This is a genomic window from Halopelagius longus, assembly GCF_900100875.1.
Classification (GTDB): domain Archaea; phylum Halobacteriota; class Halobacteria; order Halobacteriales; family Haloferacaceae; genus Halopelagius; species Halopelagius longus.
Map to the genome: position 1 here is coordinate 572,524 of NZ_FNKQ01000002.1, position 15,194 is coordinate 587,717.

Here is a 15,194-nt window from a genome sequence, read left to right on the forward strand (position 1 = left end):
GTATGGTAGGGTCTCCCACTAAGCCCGTAGGGTGGACAGTGGCGAAGGATGATACCACCGGTGGCGAACAACTTTGTGGCTGGGGAGGACGCGGAGTCGGCGCTCTCGTACGTCTCGGACGTCAACGAGCGCGGAATCCGGGGGATAGTGAACCTTCTCGGCGAACACTACGACTCGCGGGCGGACGCCGACGCCGACGCCCGGGAGTACCTCGAACTCGTCGAGCGAATCGGCGACAGCGACTTGGACTGCACCGTCTCGGTGAAACCGTCGCAGATAGGGCTCGGGGCCGGCGAGACGGCGTTCGAGGAGAACCTCGAACGAATCGTCGAACGCGCGACCGAACGGGACGTGTTCGTGTGGGTCGACATGGAGGACCACGAGACGACCGACGCGACCCTCGACGCGTTCGAGGCGAACGCCCGTGCGTCCGACGGTAACGTCGGCGTCTGCGTGCAGGCGAACCTCAAGCGGACGGGCGAGGACTTAGCGCGACTCGCGGACGTGCCGGGGAAGGTCCGACTCGTCAAGGGGGCGTACGACGAACCGAAGTCCCTCGCGTACAAGGACAAGTCCGTCGTAGACGAGAAGTACCGCGAGTATCTGGAGTTCATGTTCCGCGAGTTCGACGACGGCGTCGCCGTCGGGAGCCACGACCTCTCGATGGTGAACTTCGCGGCGGACCTCTACCGCGAGCACCGGACGCCGTTCGAGGTGCAGATGCTGATGGGGGTCCGCGAGGACGTCCAAGAGCAACTCGTCGGGCGGATGCCGGTGTACCAGTACATCCCCTACGGGGACAAGTGGATGTCGTACTTCTACCGTCGCGTGCGCGAACGGAAGGAGAACGCCCTGTTCGCGCTTCGGGCGGTGCTGAGCTGACTCAGTTCGACTCGGGGTCGAGCAGTTTCGCCTCGGCCTTCCGGAGGTGTTCCAGAAGCGTCGTCTTCGAGATGTCCAACTCGTCGGCCAAATCGCGGGTGGAGATGCCGCGCGGCCACTGGTAGTACCCCTTCTCGCGGGCGAGTTCGAACACGTCGCGTTGCGTCGGCGTCAGCGTCCCGAGTCGCCGTTCGCGCTCGGGTTCCACCGTGTCGGAGGAGGCGATGCGGGCGACGGATATCTCCGCGCCGCTCTCCTCGCACACCGCGTCGAGTTCTTCCTCTATCTCGCCGCGTTCGCCGGCGAAGCACACCTTCCAGTACTCGCGGCCGTCCTCGATGCGCGAGGGCGCACTGTGGACGAACCCGTGCCGGAGCAAGACCGGACAGATCATGTCGCCGGGGTCGTACTCCAAGAAGAACTCCCGCGCGACCCGTCCGGGCGCGACGCGGGCGGCGCTACGGCCGAACCGTTCCTGTAGCTCTCGGACCTCCCCGGCGCGGTCCGACTCCTCGATTGCGTCTAACAACCGCTCTACCTCCTCGGCCGACTCTCCGTAGGCCGTGAACAGACCGTTCACCGTCTCGCCCTCCCCGAGCGTCTCCGGCGCGGTGTAGATCGCGTGCGCGAGAATCCCCCCCGGGAGGCGGTCCGTCGCCTCGATAGCCCAGCAGTTCGGATGCCACAGGTCCAGCGTCAGTCTGGTTCCTGTTTCGGTAGCCGTTCGGGCACTCATCGCCCGACCGTAGACGACTGTCACGTATATGGTTGACTATCCTCACGATATCGGTTCGGGGTACCGTCCATGGACGGGATGTGGGTTATTAAGACGCGTTCGAGAACATTGCTACCATGGCGAACAGCGACCAAGTGTACAACCACTACATCGACGGTGAGTGGACGAACGGGTCGGGAGACGAGACGTTCGTGAGCGAGAACCCCGCGACGGGCGAGACGCTCGGCGAGTTCCGCCGGGGGACGGCAGACGACGTGGACGAGGCTCTCGCGGCCGCCGAGGACGCCTTCGAGGAGTGGCAGGACCTCTCGCACATCGACCGCGCGGAGTACCTCTGGGACATCTACCACGAACTGAAGGAGCGACACGAAGAACTCGGCGAAATCGTCACGAAGGAGTGCGGCAAGGAGATAAGCGAGGGCAAAGCCGACGTGACCGAGGCGTGGCACATGGTCGAGTGGGCCGCGGGCGACGCCCGCCACCCGAAGGGCGACGTCATCCCCTCGGAGATTCCGTCGAAGGACGCCTACATGCGCCGCAAGCCCCGCGGCGTCGTGGGCTGTATCACCCCGTGGAACTTCCCCGTCGCCATCCCCTTCTGGCACATGGCCGTCGCCCTCGTCGAGGGGAACGTCGTCGTCTGGAAGCCCGCCGAGCAGACGCCGTGGTGCGCGCAGATCATCGCGGAGATGTTCGAGGACTCGGGCATCCCCGAGGGCGTGTTCAACATGGTGCAGGGCTTCGGCGACGCCGGGTCCGCCATCGTCGACGACTCCCGCGTGGACACGGTCCTTTTCACCGGGTCGGCGGAAGTCGGCCACGAGATCGCCTCGAAGGTCGGCGGCGAACCCGGCAAACTCGCCGCCTGCGAGATGGGCGGGAAGAACAACGTCGTCGTCACCGAGAAGGCGGACTTGGACGTCGCGGTTCACTCCGCGGTGATGTCGTCGTTCAAGACCACCGGCCAGCGCTGCGTCTCCTCGGAACGCCTCGTCGTCCACGAGGAGGTGTACGACGAGTTCAAGGAGCGATTCGTCGAGATGGCGCGGAACGTCTCGGTCGGCGACCCCCTCGACTCGGACACGTTCATGGGTCCCCTCATCGAGGAGGGTCACAAGGAGAAGGTCACGAAGTACAACGAACTCGCCGAACGCGAGGGCGTTAACGTCCTCGTCGACCGGACGGACCTCGACGACGACGAGATTCCCGACGGCCACGAGGACGGCCACTGGATCGGACCGTTCGTCTACGAGGCCGACCCCCACGAGGACCTGCGCTGTACCCACGAAGAGGTGTTCGGCCCGCACGTCGCCCTGCTGAAGTACTCCGGCGACATCGAGGAGGCCGTCGAGATCCACAACGACACCGACTACGGACTCGCCGGCGCGATAATCTCCGAGGACTACCGGCAGATAAACTACTTCCGCGACCACGCGGAGGTCGGACTCGCCTACGGGAACCTCCCGTGCATCGGCGCGGAGGTCCACCTGCCCTTCGGCGGCGTCAAGAAGTCCGGCAACGGCTACCCGTCGGCCCGCGAGGTCATCGAAGCCGTCACCGAACGGACGGCGTGGACGCTCAACAACTCGAAGGACATCCAGATGGCGCAGGGCCTCTCGGCGGACATCAAGACGCAGGACGACTGAACCTCGGAAGAACCGCTTTTTTCGCGTCGTCGTCGCTCTCGCTCGAAGCGAACTGAAAGTGTGAAAGGTCGCGCGCCACCGGACGAGGCGGCGCGCGTTTCGGCAGTAGGCTGGCAGCCCTGCCGGGCGAGAGGGTGAAGGGAGGTGGAAACCGCCTCCGCCGGGTTCGGAGGCGGCGAGCGACGCCGTGGCGTCGTGTGTGCCGTAGTGGACCCCGTGCACTACGGCGTGGTGCGGCGGGTCGTGCCGACTCTCGACGAGAAAAGCGTCGGGCGTCGGCAATTCACTCTAGACGACGGGTATCAATAAACCCTCCGGGTGTTTCACGGCAATATCCGGCTATAACGTGTCACTAAGCCCGCCAAAATCGACCGGTTCACGCCGGGTGTTCGGTCTCTCGACGCAGTGCGGCTTCGAGGTTTTCGAGTTCCTCGTCGAGATTACGCTTGAAGAACCGCTCTACGCCCGGAACGCGGCCGTCGACGACGAACTCGTTGAGGAGTCTCGTCCCGCCGTCTATCTCCTCGACGGTGTGTTCGCCCGTGACGCGCATCACCTTCGACCGGCCGACGAACTTGACGTGTCGCGGCGGTTCGAACTCCACGTCCTCCGTCTGCACCGTCGCCGTGGAGTTCAAGAACGGAATCGGGAGGCTCACCTCCCACGTCGCGCGGTTCGTCCCTTCCTCCAGTTCGTAACTCTCGACGACGCTGATGGCGTTGGCCCGCTTTCCCGGATCGGAGATGAAATCCCAAATTCGCTCCGGCGGTGCATCGAACTCGAACGCCCGGCGAACGCGGACCGTCATGGTATCGACGTACGGGGCGGGAGTAAAAAAGCCACCCGACTAACTCAGCGTGACGCGCCACGTGGTCGAACGGGCCCGGCCCCACTTCTCGATATCCACGTCGTCGGACTTCTCCGCGAGTCGAGGGAGGCGAGAACCGACCTGTTTCGACGAGAGGCCGATCGCTTCGGCGATGTTCTTCGCCCGGAAGTATCGCTCACCGCGGGAGACGCTCTCCCGCAGGTAGGCGACAATCCGCTGTTCTTCCTCGGTGTACTCGGACATCTTCACCACTCCTAGGTGATTTCGCGTCTTAACGGTTTCTCGTTCGGTACTCGTTTCGTCGCGACCACGGGCCGGACGGCCCGAGTTCCGCCGGCGCGCGGTCGGGCGCGCGGGCGGTCACGGACGCGAGCGTCGTCTCACCAGTAGATGTGCGTCGCGGCGACGGCGAGGCACGCGGCGACCATGGCGGCGGCGAACCCGATCGCCGTCACGAACTGGTCGCCGGCGGCGAGCATCGCCGCCGCGGCGAAGAGCGCTACGACCGAGAAGAGGACGGCAAACCCGATTCCCTTGTCCGAACCGACAGTACCGGTTTCCATACATTCCGCTTCGAGTCCGACCACTTAGTTCATTCGACAGCCGTTCACACGGCGGGGTCGCACGTCAACGGAGCGCACAGTCACGCTCGTCCAAACAACCTATACGAGAGAAGCGTATCCGCGAGAGTATGTCCGGGCACCTCGCATCGATGCTCCTCGGGAGCAAACTTCGAATCGTCGGCACCCTCGTCCTCGCAGTCGCCGTCGTCGTCGGCGGCGGCGTCGCGGCGGGACTCCTCGGCGCTCCGGCCGTCGAGGGTGTAGAGAACAGTTTCGGCGCAGTGAACGACTCGACGACGGTGATACACACGGACCTCGTCGTCTCGAACCCCAACCCCGTCGGCGTCTCCCTCGGGGGCGTCACCGTCTCCTACGACGTGTGGATGAACGACGTGAAGATGGCCGAGGGGTCGAAGGAGGGCGTCGCGATCGGGTCGGGCAACTCGACGCTCTCGTTCGAGACGACGATGCGGAACGAGCGCATCTCCGCGTGGTGGCGCTCTCACGTGAGCAACGGCGAACAGTCCGACGTGACCGTCGACGCCACCGCCGAGTCCTCGACGCTCGGGCGGTCCGCCGACGCGCCGAACGTCACGCGGTCGGTGGACACCGACATGCTCTCGCAGTTCAACTCCTCGGAGACGCGCGAGGTGAACGCGAACTCGCCAATCGTCTCCGACCCGGTGCTGTACATCAACGAGACGAACGCCTCGTGGGGCGAGGTGAACGAGTCGGTGACGCCGTTGAAACTCCGCTTCGTCGTCTACAACCCCAAATCCTACCCCATCACCGTCTCGAAACTCGGCTACGACATCTCGATGAACGACGTGGCCGTCGGCAACGGCACGACCGAGTCGGGGTACGTCGTCCCGCCGAAGTCCACGAAGACCATCGAGGCGACGACGTACATCCGAAACGAGCGACTCGACGAGTGGTGGGTGACCCACCTCGAACGGAATCAGGTGACCGACCTCCGCATCGACTTCGCCGCGCAGTTCGAGGTTAGCGGCGGGCAGACCGTCGAAGTTCCGCTCGACCCCCTCACCTACGAGAAGACCATCGAGACGGACATCTTCGGGACGAAGAACGCGTCCGCGCCGAACGACACCGCCGCGAACGGAACGGAGACGGCCACCCCGACGGACGAACGTACGACCGACGCGTCCACGACCACCGACGCCGACGCGACGGAGACGACCGCCGACTCGGGCGGCCTCCTCGGCGACGACTCGACCGAATCGACGGCGGAGACGACGACGTCGACGCCGACAGAGACGGCGGCACCGACGCCGACGGAGACGAGTACGGCGACGGGGACGGCGACGACGACCGGCGACGGGTTGTTCGCCCTCTCGGAGTCGTAGTCGGGGCGGTCGGTCGTACCGACAGTATTTTGTCGAATCCGGCGGAACGCGGGAGTACAATGACGCGGAGTACCCACGCTCCTGATCGAGTTCTTCTCGTGTGACGAGAGTTCCGTCGTCGTATCCGCAGACGACGACGCGGTAGTCGTCCAGATCGGAGACCAATCCTGCGAACTGTCAAGAACCGACGCCGCCGACCTGCAGGAGGCCATCGGCGCGGCCATCACGGAGAAACGGGAGTTCTTCCGAACCGCCGGCGAGTACCGCGACGACGGCTGTTACGTCGTCTCCCGACGCGGCGCGGACTCGACGGGCAACGCGAAGGTGTTCGACGACTTCGAGAACCTCGTGCGCCTGTACGACCGCCTGCCGGCGGAGTTCACGGCGGCCGACGTCGGCCGGACGGGCATCACCGGGTCGCGGCGGCACATGCTCGTCCGGCACTTCGGCGAGCATCCGGCGTTCGACTGCCGCATCTCCTGTCGAAATCCGCTGACGGCCGTGAAAGAGTCGTCCGAGTCGGACGAATCGACGTCGGAGGCGTCGGCGTCGTCCGAGTCGGTCGGTACGGGAGAGTCCGCGGACGCGACGGCGGACTGACCGCCGTCAGAAGAGAAACGGGGAGTTCGGCCGCGGCCTCACCCGATGGTGACGTGTTCGGACTCCTCGTTGAGCGCCAAGTTGGCGGCGATTTCGGCGTTCCGCATGGCGTACTGCGCCGTCTGCTGGAGGCTCACGAGGACTTCGCGCACCTGTAGCAGTTCCTCGTTGTCCATCTCTGGGAGGTCCTGAAGGATGTCCTGCTCGCGGTCCTTTATCTCCCGGAACAGTTCGCGGCACTCCACCGTGAGGTCGTAGTCCCGTTCGACCACCGACTGGACCGCCTTCGAGGTTATCTCGTCCACCTGGTCGGTGAACTCGCGGATGCGGCGCATCGTGCCCGCCTCGACTTCGAGGGTGTGTCCCTCGGCGTTCATGACGATGTTCGCGATGTCCTCGGCGTTGTCGGCGGTGAGTTCGAGGTTCTTCGCCACCGACCGGTAGCCGATGAGGGGGAAGCCCGATTCGAGACCGACCGCCCGACAGAGGTTCGGATTCTGGTAGGCCGTGAAGATGAGTCGAAGCAGGAGGACGAAAATCTTGTTCGCCTGCCGTTCGCGGTTGAGGGCGCGTTGCGCGAGGTCCGGATTGCCGTGCGCGAGGGCTTTGACCGCCTCGCCGCGCATCGTGCTTCCGGTGTTCTCCAGTCGTTCGAGGAGGTTGTCGAGCGTGAAATCCTCCGGGTCCACCGAACACCGGATGGCGATGCGTTCGGGCGTCTCCTCGATGACGCCGAGACCCATCAGTTGGGTTTCGGCCTTGTACACCGCGTTGATGTGTTCGGAGTCGAGCGCACCGTCGCCCTTCTCGATGTGGATGACGCGCCGCCCGAGGACGTACTGCGCGACGATGGCCCGTTCGAGGGCGTCCGCGTTCAACGCGTCCGCCCGGATGCTCGCCGTCGAGTCCTCCTGACTCGCCGACTCCGGGAGGACCGTCAGCGTCCCCTTACCGCCCATCCGAAGCGACACCTCGTCGCCCTTCTCCACACCGTGTTCTTTGGCCCACTCCGCCGGGAGGGTCATCGCCAGCGTCGAGGGACCGAGGCGCTGTACCTTGCGTGTCTCCATATCACACCCCTTGCATCCGACTACCTTAATCTTCACTATATCACCCTTATATGCAGAGTGACGAATAAGAGAACGCTCCCCGCCGACGGACGGTCAGACGATGCGCATCATCCGACGTTCGAATCGCCCGACGCGGACGCGGGCCCACCCGCGGAGTTCCTCGTCGAGTTCCGGGTCGTCGGTGTCCACTCTCAGTTCGCCCACGTCGTCGAGTTTCGACCGCGAGGCGACGATTTCCACGTCGCACTTTCGGATGACCGCGGGCGACAGTTGGGGGTTGCCGCGCCCGAAGACGAACCCTTGGCCGCCGATGGGCGAGACGACGACGACGTTCTCCTCCCCGAGGGCGTCGAGAATCTCCGATTCGGCGGCGTCGAGGGCGACGACTTCCCCGTCCCGCCAGATATCGACGCCGATGGGCGACCCCTCGAAGCCGAGTTCCGCCTTCACCGCGCCGACGGTGCTCCCGGGGCCGAGGACGTACGTCTTCTCCGGACTCGCGCGAACGTCGTCCGCGACGCCCGCGGCGAGTGCTTCGACGGTGCCGCCGCCGAGTTGCTTGGAGGACTGCACGTCGTCGGCGACGGGGACGACGGCGACGGCGCGGAGTTCGGGGCGCACCTCGCCCTCGCGGTACTCGTCCTCGTCGATGTCCATCACCTCCCGCCGTTCGGTCCGTTCGAACGTCGTCGCCACGGCGGCGGCGTCCTCCGGCGAGACGGCGAACACCGAGGAGTACACCTTCACGCCCGCGGGCGCGCCGAGGACGGGAACGTCCGTTCCGACCGCTTCCGCGACGTCGGCGGCCGTCCCGTCGCCGCCGACGAAGAGGAGTAAGTCGACGCCCGCCTCGACGAACGCCTCCGCGGCGCGGACGGTGTCCTCGGCCGTCGTCTCCTCGCTTTCGGGGTGGCCGAGAACCGTCGGGTCGAGGCCCGCCGCCCGCGCCTCCGATTCGCCCATCGGCCCGCCCCACGTGAGGATATCGACGTCCGCGTCGGCGTCGGCCAACGCCTCGAACGTCCGGCGCGCGCGGTCCGGCGCGCGCGGTTCGGCACCGAGGGCGCGCGCCTCCTCGACTTTCCCGTCGGTGCCTTTCAGACCGACACGCCCGCCCATCCCCGCGACGGGGTTTACCACGACGCCGATTCGCATGGTTCGAGGGAGCGTCGGGCGGCACAAAAACGCCGCGGTGCGGCGCGTCGGGGAATCGGAGGCGTCGGTCGGGTCGCGTCGCTGACGCGTCCGAAACTCGAACGTTTAAGAAGAGGCCCCGCGACCCTCAGACACGACAATGATTCCGCTTGCTACACAGGAAGCGCTTCCCATCGAGGCGACCGGTGCGGTCGTTCTCCTCGTGAGTATCCTGATAACCGTCGCGTGGCTCTGGCACCTCTACCGCTGAGTCTTCTCCTCGCCGCCTTCTCGCGTCTCGACCCGTTCCCGTAGCCACGCCGCCGCCTCCTCGAGGACGCCCTCGTCCGTCGCGGTCAGTTTCAGTCGGACCGTCTCGCCGGGATAACTGCCGACGGTCACGTCGAACCGGTCTCGGACCTCGCGCAACCGACCCACGAGTTCGCTCTCGGGTTCGTCGGCGACGATAGACTCCGTGTACGTCGCTTCGCCGCTGAACTCCTCTTGGACCGACTCGAACATCGCCTTCATCTCCTCGGGGACGCCCGGCAGGACGTAGATACCCTCGACCACCGCGCCGGGGGCGACGCCCTCCTCGTTCGGGAGCATCCGCGCCCGCGCCGGGAGGTGCGTCGTCCCCTCCGCGAGGTCGTCGGCGTCGTAGCCGCCCTGTTCGGTCAACCACGCCGTCGCCTCGGGGTGTTCCTCGACGGACCGTCCGACCGCCGCGGCGACGCCCTCCATCGTCAGGTCGTCGTGCGTGGGTCCGAGGCCGCCGGTGACGACGACGGCGTCGTACTCGGCCCTGTACTCGTTTACGACCCGAGCGATGTCCCCGACCCGGTCGGGGATCGTCGTCACTCGTTCGACGTCGACGCCGCGGGCGTCGAGTCGGCCGCACAACCACGCCGCGTTCGTGTTCACCGTATCGCCCGCCAGTAGTTCGTCGCCGACGGTCACGACTGCGACTCGCATGCCTCCACTTACTCGGAGTCGGGGAAAAACTCCGCGGCCGCCGCCTCCGTGTTCGGGAATGTGTAATTTCTCCCGTTCTAACCCATAAAGGAATTAGAAGTATATAATGGCAATATAAAATCATATATTCTCACCGATTGCGTATCCAGGTATGTCGCGTGACAAACTCACACTCGGTCGGAGAGCGTTCGTCGCCGGAACGGGTGCCGCGGTCGGAACCGCGTCGGTGGGCGGGGTCGCAAGCGCCCACGAGGACGGCTCCTCGAAGGAGAAAGAGAAGGACAAAGAAAAGGAGAAGAAGAAAGACGAGACGCCGAAGACGATAGCCCACCGGGGGTTCGCCGGGCAGTACCCCGAGAACACCCTCGGCGCGTTCGAACGCGCCACGATGTGCCACGACCCGGACATGGTGGAGATAGACATCATCCCTGCCTCCGACGGGACGGTGATGGTCACCCACGACCCGAAGATGAGTAGCCGCGACGGCGGCGAACGGGGCCTGACGGAGGAAGACGGGTACGTCTGGGACTACACGCCGGACGAACTGAACGACATCGAAGTCCAGGAGAGCGGAGAGACGATTCCGACCCTCGAACAGTCGCTCGAAGTCATCCCCTCCGACGTCGCCGTGAACATCGAGTTCAAGAACCCCGGCGCGCCCAGCGACGAACTGGAGTTCGCGACGAACCTCTCCGGCGACGCGTTGGAGACGCAGAAAGAACTGTGGCGGCCGTTGGCCGAACGCACCCTCGACGTGGCTTCGGAGTTCGAGAACGACATCCTCGTCTCCTCGTTCTACGAGGCGGCGTTGGCTACCGTTCGCGACGTCGACTCCGACGTCCCCATCGCGTTCCTCTTTTGGGACTCGATCGAGGAGGGCCTGAAGATCACCCGCGAGTACGACTGCGAGGCGGTCCACCCGCCGTACAACATGATCAAGGGTGCGCCGTTCTTCAACGACGAGTACTACGTCGAAGCCGACTCCTTCGAGGACATCGACCTCGTACAGCAAGCGCACGACGAGGGACGGACGGTGAACACGTGGACCGTCACCACGTGGTACCAGGCCGAACAACTGGCCGCGGCCGGGGTGGACGGCCTCATCGCCGACTACCCGAACCTCATGTGGAACGGCGGGTCGCCCGACGACGAGTAGACCGGACTACTTCATCCCCGGCGGCGGTCCGCCGCCGACGTCGTCGTCCTCCTCGACGTCGAGGCCCAGTTCCTGACGCTTCTCTTTCAGCGACTCTATCTGCCGCCGGTAGTACAGCAGGCCGCCGATGCCGACGACCGCGAGCACAGAGAGGATGCCGGCGAAGATGTACAGGTCGCGTTGGAGGTAGTACTGCACCGCGACGGTGTCGGTCGTCACCTCGGTCCAGTGGAGGCGCACCCGTCCGTCGTCGGTCGTCGTCTGTTCGTCGGCCGGCGGATTGACCGACCCGAAGACGGGGAACTCGACGTGGCGGTTCTCCGGGAGGACCACCTCGTAGGAGCCTTCGACGTACGTCGGCAGGGAGAATCGCTTCGGCGACCCGCTACTGGTGAACGCGAGTTGGCCGCCGCCGTTCGCCGGGGCGTCGTTCGGGAGTCGAACGGTGGTGACGCTCCGCGTCTGACTCACCTCGCCGCCGCGTTCGCGAATCTCCGTCCCGTTGATGACCGTCCCGTTGGGGTAGCGGTAGCGAACCGCCTCCACCGAGAGGGGGTTCCGCCCGCCGAACCCGTCGCGGCGGAACAGTTCTATCTCGCTTCGGTTCATCTCGTAGACGGCGCGGAAGTCCGCGTTCTTCTGGATGGTGATGTGCGTCGTGACGTTCGAGTCCCACGCGTAGTCCGACTGCGGCGCGGCGTCGATACGCTCGGCGGGCACGTCGCCCGTCCCGATGCCGAGACACCCGGCGGTCACCGCGAGAACGGCGAGTGCGACCCCGGCGAGGAGCAGTCGTCGGTTCATTCGTCGGTCAGGGGATGACGCACTTCAGTTCCGCGGGGAGGTACGAACCGATGCTCGCCAACAGTCCGGGCGGGTCCGTCCCCTCCGCGCAGACGATGCTCTGTTCGAGGAGTCCGAGGCGTTCGACCGTCACGATGTCCTCGGCGTGGCCCGCGCGGTTCACCGTCGCGCGGACTTCGCCGCGGGTCGAACTGTTGACGTTCACGCGCCCGCCCGTCTCCTCGCGGGTCCAGTTGAACAGGCGGTTGCGCGCGCCGTCGGAGAGGCGCGGCGTCTCGCCGTGGACGAACTCGAGCGGTACGTGTTGGACGATTCCGAACCGGTCGCGAATCTGCGTCGCCGTCCCGGTTCCGAGTCCGAGTTCGTCCGTCGGGACGCGGACCTCGTTGCCGTAGCCCGCGTCGAGGACGAACCCCTCGTCGTCCCACGATTCGAGCGTTCCGACGTACGTCTCGCCCGCAGAGAGGTGCGGCGTCACTTCGCCCCACTCCTCGGCGAGGACGTTCCGCGCGATGGTCTCGTCGTCGCCCGTCACCGTCACCGAGATGAAGTCGTCGTCGCGGACGCCGATGTCCCACTCGACGTCGAGTTCGCCGATGTCGTTCCGAACGAGCGAATCGAGGCTGTCGAGTGCGCGTTCTTGGGCGTCGCCCGAGACGTAGCACTTCGTTGCGAGGACGACCATCAGTTGGACTGTCTCTTCACGTCGACGTTGAGTTCGTCTCGCAGGTCCTCGATGCGTCGCTCCATCGCCTCGACCATGTCGTCGTTCTCCATGGGTTCGAGCGGAGCGCCGGTTTCGGGGCACTGGAAGCCCAGTTCCATCGCCTCGGAGAACTCGAAGCGGATGCCCGCGGGTTCGGAGAGGTAGAACTCGTGGGTCCGTTCGTAGTCGAGTCGCTCTTCGAGCGCTTCGAGAAGTCGGTACATCTCCTCTTCGAGGTTCTCCGGGATGTTCTCGTAGTGGAACGTCCAGAGATAGGTGAGCCACCCGGAGTCCTCGTCGCGAACTCTGCGGTACGACGCGAGGTCGTTCTCGTAGAGGATGAAGAGCGCCCGTCGCACGTCGTTGAGCTCGAGGCCGAGCTCTTCGGCGAGTTCCTCGTCCGTCACCTCGCCGTCCGGCGGCGCGGCGGCCACCGGCATCCCCGTCGGTCCGACAAGTTCGTGGAGGTACTTTTGGATGACAGGGTCGTTCAGCAGCTCCTCAAAAGCCATTATCGAATAACCGTCGGTGCGCCCATTAAGTCTTTTGAGGTCCCGGTGCGATTGCGAGGGGAGTAACGCTCGGACCGCAGCGCGCTCTGTCGATTCCGTCGGTGCGTCCGTCTGTCCCGTTCGGACGGTTCTCGACCGACGCTCCGACGACCGCATCCGGCCGTCTTACGAGTACGCCCTCGTTTCGAGGTCGATTTCGACGCTGCGGGTCTCTTCGTGGCCCACGTCCCCCGCATCGCCGATGTCGGTGTTATCTACGACGAAGTAGTACTGCCCCGCGTAAAGCCCGACTTCGGTCTGCGCGCTCGACTGGACGCCTTCGACCGACGCATCGTTTATCGCGTCCGGGTTCGCGTCGCCGCCCTGAACCTTGTTCAGGTAGTCCTTGTACTCCGCTCTGTCGAAGATGAACGCGTCGAAATCGTAGTCGTGCGACTTCTGGTTCGTGACGGTGTACTCCAGTACGAAGTCGTTCGAGATATCGAGTTCGAACGACCAGTAATCGTCGTCGCCGCTAATCGTCTGCGTGCCGGAGTACGACGGGTAGTTGGACGACGGTTCGGGCGTCTGCGTCTCCGTCGGAGTGTCGGTCGGCTCCTCCGTGGGCGCGTCGGTCGGTTCTGCCGTGGATGTCTCGGTCGGTTCCTCCGTCGGAGTGTCCGTGGGTTCCTCCGTCGGGGTGTCTGTCGGCTCCCGCGTCTGCGTCGCCGTCGGGGTGTCGGTGGGACTCCGTGTCGGCGTCGCAGTCGCTGTCTTCGTTTCGGTACCGGTACGCGCCCCAGTGTCGGACGTGCTCCCCGTACAACCGCTGAGGCCGCCGAGGACAAGGCCGCCGACCGTGCCGATTATCGTACGGCGACGAACTGTCCGCTCGTCGCTTTGTTTACTCGTCATCGTGACTCTACCGAGACAGTTCGGACGTATTGTACTTCTGGTTTAGTTACCAGAACGGATAACGCCGCCCTCTCGACCGAGACGAAGCCGTCAGTTGCGGTCCGGGACCGAAGCCGTGGCGTCGTCCGGTGCGATTCGGAACCCCGAGTCGTCCCGCGAGTCCACGACTCGTTGGGGGTACGGGATGTCGATTCCTTCGCGGTCGAAGGCGCTCCGTATCGCTCGAATCGCCTCCGTTCGGGCGTCCTCGACGCGTCGCTTCGTCGGGCGGTCTATCCACGCGTGGAGGCCGATCACGACCGCGGAGTCGCCGAACTCCCGGAGCACGGCCTTCGGGGCGGGCGAGGTTCGGAACGCGTCGCTGTCTTCGGCGGCCTCCTCCACGACATCGAGCGCTCGTTCGAGGTCCGTGTCGTAATCGACCCCGACCGACACGTCGATTCGAAGCTGGTCGTTGTCCGTGAGGTTGAGGAGTTCGTTGCTCGTGACCCGGTCGTTCGGAATCAGCACGTGCTTGTCGCTGAACGTCTGGAGTTTCGTGTTGAACAGGGTGACGTCTATGACGACGCCCGACTGGCCGTTGACCTGTATCCAGTCGCCCACCTCGAACGGCCGCGAGAACAGGAGGACGAAGCCCGCGACCATGGCGGACAACGTCGCCCGGGCGGCCAGCCCCACGACGACGCTGAGCGCACCGGCGCTTATGAACACGTTCGTCAGGTCGACGCCCCAAAGCGAGAGGGCGATGCTCCCCGCGACGAGGAAGATGCCGAGGTCCGCGAGGTGGTAGGCGATCTCCGATTGGTGTTCGGTGAGCGCTTCTGTCTCGCCGAGTTTGTCGATGGAGCGGTTGACGGACCGGACGAGGAGGTACGCGGTGACGAACAGGGCGACGGTGATGACCTGTCGCATCGCCGTCCAGCGGTCTACCACCACCGCGTCGACGGCGAACTCGACGAGGTACGTCATGTTCCAGACGGACGCGATTCCCACCACCGCGACGCTGATGAGTCCGGACGTCAGCACCGTCTGGACGAACTCCGCGGTCGTCGTCCCGAACCGGTCGTCGAGACTGTCGCCCGCGAGGCGGACGAGTTCGATACCGACCGCGAGGCCGAAGACGAGAGCGAGGGTCGCGTAGAGCGGATTCGACACGTCGAGGATGTCGACCCCCTGTACCACGCTGTTAATCTCGCCCGCGGCCCGGCCGGAGGCGTCGAACGACGACGGTTCCGCGGCGGACGTGCGCCCGCCGTTCGATGGAGTGTTCGGCAGTACCACGACGGCGCGGGCGTCGGTCCCGCGCGAATAAAAGTAGCCGGT

General features: G+C 65.3%; 17 protein-coding genes. 5 read left to right on the forward strand and 12 right to left on the reverse strand.

Features of this window, described 5'->3' with window-relative positions:
• Positions 1-48: 48 nt before the first annotated feature.
• On the forward strand, positions 49-882 hold the full coding sequence (locus tag BLS11_RS08700; protein WP_092536071.1) for a proline dehydrogenase family protein: 834 nt from the start codon (positions 49-51) through the stop codon (positions 880-882).
• Position 883: 1 nt separating this feature from the next.
• On the opposite strand, the gene BLS11_RS08705 is transcribed toward BLS11_RS08700, so the two are convergent.
• Complete coding sequence (locus tag BLS11_RS08705) at positions 884-1,618, reverse strand: helix-turn-helix domain-containing protein (protein WP_092537220.1); 735 nt, start codon at positions 1,616-1,618, stop codon at positions 884-886.
• A 116-nt stretch (positions 1,619-1,734) separates the two neighbouring features.
• Here BLS11_RS08705 and BLS11_RS08710 point away from each other — a divergent pair, with 116 nt between their 5' ends.
• The gene (locus BLS11_RS08710) at positions 1,735-3,264 is read left to right on the forward strand and encodes an aldehyde dehydrogenase family protein (RefSeq protein ID WP_092536074.1); all 1,530 of its coding nucleotides are present in this window, start codon (positions 1,735-1,737) and stop codon (positions 3,262-3,264) included.
• 376 nt (positions 3,265-3,640) lie between these two features.
• Here BLS11_RS08710 and BLS11_RS08715 read toward each other — a convergent pair whose 3' ends face one another.
• The 3 genes from BLS11_RS08715 to BLS11_RS08725 form a co-directional block, all read right to left on the reverse strand.
• The gene (locus BLS11_RS08715; protein ID WP_092536077.1) at positions 3,641-4,072 is read right to left on the reverse strand and encodes an SRPBCC family protein; all 432 of its coding nucleotides are present in this window, start codon (positions 4,070-4,072) and stop codon (positions 3,641-3,643) included.
• 39 nt (positions 4,073-4,111) lie between these two features.
• Entirely contained in the window at positions 4,112-4,336 is a 225-nt protein-coding gene (locus tag BLS11_RS08720) for a DUF7123 family protein (protein ID WP_092536080.1), read from the reverse strand.
• A gap of 137 nt (positions 4,337-4,473) precedes the next feature.
• A complete protein-coding gene (locus BLS11_RS08725; RefSeq protein WP_092536083.1) occupies positions 4,474-4,656 on the reverse strand; it encodes a DUF7525 family protein in 183 nt (60 codons plus the stop codon).
• A 128-nt stretch (positions 4,657-4,784) separates the two neighbouring features.
• On the opposite strand from BLS11_RS08725, the gene BLS11_RS08730 reads away from it, so the two are divergent.
• Positions 4,785-6,020, forward strand: coding sequence for an LEA/WHy family protein (locus BLS11_RS08730; protein WP_092536086.1), 1,236 nt, complete (start codon positions 4,785-4,787; stop codon positions 6,018-6,020).
• Positions 6,021-6,194: 174 nt separating this feature from the next.
• The gene (locus tag BLS11_RS08735) at positions 6,195-6,620 is read left to right on the forward strand and encodes a DUF7528 family protein (protein WP_245698869.1); all 426 of its coding nucleotides are present in this window, start codon (positions 6,195-6,197) and stop codon (positions 6,618-6,620) included.
• Positions 6,621-6,658: 38 nt separating this feature from the next.
• Here the strand turns inward: BLS11_RS08735 and BLS11_RS08740 are convergent, their stop codons facing one another.
• The 3 genes from BLS11_RS08740 to BLS11_RS08750 all read right to left on the reverse strand — a co-directional run bounded on the left by BLS11_RS08740 (position 6,659) and on the right by BLS11_RS08750 (position 9,799).
• Positions 6,659-7,690 (reverse strand): phosphate signaling complex PhoU family protein, encoded by a 1,032-nt coding sequence (locus BLS11_RS08740; RefSeq protein WP_092536089.1) that lies wholly within the window; start codon positions 7,688-7,690, stop codon positions 6,659-6,661.
• A 93-nt stretch (positions 7,691-7,783) separates the two neighbouring features.
• Positions 7,784-8,845, reverse strand: a complete 1,062-nt coding sequence (locus BLS11_RS08745; protein WP_092536092.1) for an ATP-NAD kinase family protein — start codon at positions 8,843-8,845, stop codon at positions 7,784-7,786.
• Between the two features lie 240 nt (positions 8,846-9,085).
• Positions 9,086-9,799, reverse strand: a complete 714-nt coding sequence (locus BLS11_RS08750; protein WP_092536095.1) for a competence/damage-inducible protein A — start codon at positions 9,797-9,799, stop codon at positions 9,086-9,088.
• 151 nt (positions 9,800-9,950) lie between these two features.
• Between BLS11_RS08750 and BLS11_RS08755 the strand changes: the two genes are divergently transcribed.
• Positions 9,951-10,955, forward strand: coding sequence for a glycerophosphodiester phosphodiesterase (locus BLS11_RS08755; RefSeq protein WP_092536098.1), 1,005 nt, complete (start codon positions 9,951-9,953; stop codon positions 10,953-10,955).
• Positions 10,956-10,961: 6 nt separating this feature from the next.
• Here the strand turns inward: BLS11_RS08755 and BLS11_RS08760 are convergent, their stop codons facing one another.
• The 5 genes from BLS11_RS08760 to BLS11_RS08780 form a co-directional block, all read right to left on the reverse strand.
• Positions 10,962-11,759, reverse strand: a complete 798-nt coding sequence (locus BLS11_RS08760; RefSeq protein ID WP_092536101.1) for a DUF5803 family protein — start codon at positions 11,757-11,759, stop codon at positions 10,962-10,964.
• 7 nt (positions 11,760-11,766) lie between these two features.
• Entirely contained in the window at positions 11,767-12,444 is a 678-nt protein-coding gene (locus tag BLS11_RS08765) for a DUF2110 family protein (protein ID WP_092536104.1), read from the reverse strand.
• Positions 12,444-12,977, reverse strand: coding sequence for a transcription factor (locus tag BLS11_RS08770; protein ID WP_092536107.1), 534 nt, complete (start codon positions 12,975-12,977; stop codon positions 12,444-12,446). Before BLS11_RS08770 ends, BLS11_RS08765 begins: the two co-directional genes overlap by 1 nt.
• A gap of 165 nt (positions 12,978-13,142) precedes the next feature.
• On the reverse strand, positions 13,143-13,871 hold the full coding sequence (locus tag BLS11_RS19855; RefSeq protein ID WP_175454412.1) for a hypothetical protein: 729 nt from the start codon (positions 13,869-13,871) through the stop codon (positions 13,143-13,145).
• Positions 13,872-13,961: 90 nt separating this feature from the next.
• Positions 13,962-15,152, reverse strand: a complete 1,191-nt coding sequence (locus tag BLS11_RS08780; protein ID WP_092536110.1) for a mechanosensitive ion channel family protein — start codon at positions 15,150-15,152, stop codon at positions 13,962-13,964.
• Between the last annotated feature and the right edge of the window lie 42 nt (positions 15,153-15,194).

Excerpts from the sequence above, each read along its gene's own strand:
- BLS11_RS08700 (WP_092536071.1), top strand. The coding sequence starts at position 49 with ATGATACCACCGGTGGCGAACAACTTTGTGGCTGGGGAGGACGCGGAG.
- BLS11_RS08705 (WP_092537220.1), bottom strand. The coding sequence starts at position 1,618 with ATGAGTGCCCGAACGGCTACCGAAACAGGAACCAGACTGACGCTGGAC.
- BLS11_RS08710 (WP_092536074.1), top strand. The coding sequence starts at position 1,735 with ATGGCGAACAGCGACCAAGTGTACAACCACTACATCGACGGTGAGTGG.
- BLS11_RS08715 (WP_092536077.1), bottom strand. The coding sequence starts at position 4,072 with ATGACGGTCCGCGTTCGCCGGGCGTTCGAGTTCGATGCACCGCCGGAG.
- BLS11_RS08720 (WP_092536080.1), bottom strand. The coding sequence starts at position 4,336 with ATGTCCGAGTACACCGAGGAAGAACAGCGGATTGTCGCCTACCTGCGG.
- BLS11_RS08725 (WP_092536083.1), bottom strand. The coding sequence starts at position 4,656 with ATGGAAACCGGTACTGTCGGTTCGGACAAGGGAATCGGGTTTGCCGTC.
- BLS11_RS08730 (WP_092536086.1), top strand. The coding sequence starts at position 4,785 with ATGTCCGGGCACCTCGCATCGATGCTCCTCGGGAGCAAACTTCGAATC.
- BLS11_RS08740 (WP_092536089.1), bottom strand. The coding sequence starts at position 7,690 with ATGGAGACACGCAAGGTACAGCGCCTCGGTCCCTCGACGCTGGCGATG.
- BLS11_RS08745 (WP_092536092.1), bottom strand. The coding sequence starts at position 8,845 with ATGCGAATCGGCGTCGTGGTAAACCCCGTCGCGGGGATGGGCGGGCGT.
- BLS11_RS08750 (WP_092536095.1), bottom strand. The coding sequence starts at position 9,799 with ATGCGAGTCGCAGTCGTGACCGTCGGCGACGAACTACTGGCGGGCGAT.
- BLS11_RS08755 (WP_092536098.1), top strand. The coding sequence starts at position 9,951 with ATGTCGCGTGACAAACTCACACTCGGTCGGAGAGCGTTCGTCGCCGGA.
- BLS11_RS08760 (WP_092536101.1), bottom strand. The coding sequence starts at position 11,759 with ATGAACCGACGACTGCTCCTCGCCGGGGTCGCACTCGCCGTTCTCGCG.
- BLS11_RS08765 (WP_092536104.1), bottom strand. The coding sequence starts at position 12,444 with ATGGTCGTCCTCGCAACGAAGTGCTACGTCTCGGGCGACGCCCAAGAA.
- BLS11_RS08770 (WP_092536107.1), bottom strand. The coding sequence starts at position 12,977 with ATGGCTTTTGAGGAGCTGCTGAACGACCCTGTCATCCAAAAGTACCTC.
- BLS11_RS19855 (WP_175454412.1), bottom strand. The coding sequence starts at position 13,871 with ATGACGAGTAAACAAAGCGACGAGCGGACAGTTCGTCGCCGTACGATA.